The sequence below is a fragment of the Paraburkholderia sp. RL17-381-BIF-C genome, from assembly GCF_046026435.1.
Taxonomy (GTDB): domain Bacteria; phylum Pseudomonadota; class Gammaproteobacteria; order Burkholderiales; family Burkholderiaceae; genus Paraburkholderia.
Genome location: NZ_JARESX010000174.1, coordinates 1 through 1,667, shown reverse-complemented (window position 1 = coordinate 1,667; position 1,667 = coordinate 1). Strand labels below are relative to the sequence as shown.

At 63.9% G+C, this 1,667-nt stretch carries 1 protein-coding gene; it reads right to left on the bottom strand.

Annotation, left to right across the window (positions count from 1 at the left end):
- On the bottom strand, positions 1–1,667 hold a 1,667-nt coding region (locus P0D70_RS36480; protein WP_408188092.1), incomplete at both ends, for an acyl-CoA dehydrogenase family protein.

Sequence of the window (1,667 nt, the reverse complement as noted above, 5' to 3'; positions counted from 1 at the left end):
AGCACACTCTCGCCACCCTTCGCGCTGACAATCGACGCCTCGAGCGCCGACGCAAGCGTCAGCACATGCTCAGCGTAGAACTGCGCGGTCGCGATCTTCGCACCGTAAAACGAAGGATCTTCGTCACGCTTCCCGGCTGCCACGAGCAACGCACGCGCCATCTGCCAGCCGCCAAGCACGATGCCCGCGAGCTTCAGATACGGCACGCTGCCCGCGAACACCGCATTCGGATCGCTCTTCGTATTGGTGACAACAAAATCCACCACCGCGCTCAACGAGCGATGCCCCTGCGCGAGATACTTCTTCATCGATTCGAACGCCGGACCCTGCTGCGCACCGAGCGCTTCGATCGTTTCGGCCACGCCGGCGAGCAGCGACTTCGCCACCTTGCCGCCGTCGCGCACGGTCTTGCGGCCGATCAGATCGTTCGCCTGGATCGCGGTCGTACCCTCGTAGATCGGCAGAATGCGCGCGTCGCGGTAATACTGCGCGGCGCCGGTTTCCTCGATGAAACCCATGCCGCCGTGCACCTGTACGCCGAGGCTCGTCACATCGATCGACAGCTCCGTGCTCCAGCCCTTCACGATCGGCACGAGGTATTCGTAGATCGCCTGATGTTCCGCGCGCGTGGCTTCGTCAGCGTGACGATGCGCGATGTCGCAGTGAGCCGCCGCTACATAGGCCAGCGCGCGCGAGGCTTCGGTCAGGCCACGCATGGTCGCAAGCATGCGGCGCACGTCGGGGTGCTGAATGATCGCGACCGGCTGCTTCGCCGAGCCATCCACGGGACGGCTTTGCACACGGTCTTTCGCGTACGCCACCGCCTTCTGGTAAGCGCGATCCGACACGCCCACGCCCTGCATGCCGACCGCAAAGCGCGCCGCGTTCATCATGATGAACATGTATTCGAGGCCGCGATTCTCTTCGCCGATCAGATGACCGATCGCGCCGCCGTGGTCGCCGAACTGCAGCACCGCGGTCGGGCTCGCCTTGATGCCGAGCTTGTGTTCGATCGACACGCAATGCACGTCGTTGCGCTCGCCGAGCGAGCCGTCTTCGTTGACGAGAAACTTCGGCACGATGAAAAGCGAAATGCCCTTCACGCCTTCCGGTGCGTCGGGTGTGCGCGCGAGCACGAGATGCGCGATATTCTTCGCCATGTCGTGCTCGCCCCACGTGATGAAAATCTTCGTGCCGAACAGTTTGAACGAACCGTCGCCCTGCGGCTCGGCGCGCGTGCGCACCAGCGCGAGATCGGAGCCGGCCTGCGGCTCGGTCAGGTTCATCGTGCCGGTCCATTCGCCGGAAATGAGTTTGGGCACGTAGGTCTGTTTCTGCGCTTCGCTGCCCGCCGTGAGCAGCGCCTCGATCGCGCCATCCGTGAGCAGCGGGCACAACGCGAACGACAGGTTCGACGCGTTCAGCATCTCGATACAGGCGGTGGCGATGAGCTTCGGCAGGCCCTGGCCTTCGTAGTCGACGGGATGTTGCACGCCTTGCCAGCCGCCAACGCCGAACTGGCGAAACGCTTCCTTGAAGCCAGGCGTCGCGGTGACCACGCCATCTTTCCAGTTGCTCGGATTGCGATCGCCTTCCACATTCAGCGGCGCCAGCACTTCGCCGCACAGTTTCGCCGACTCTTCGAGCACGGCCTGCGCGGTGTCGAG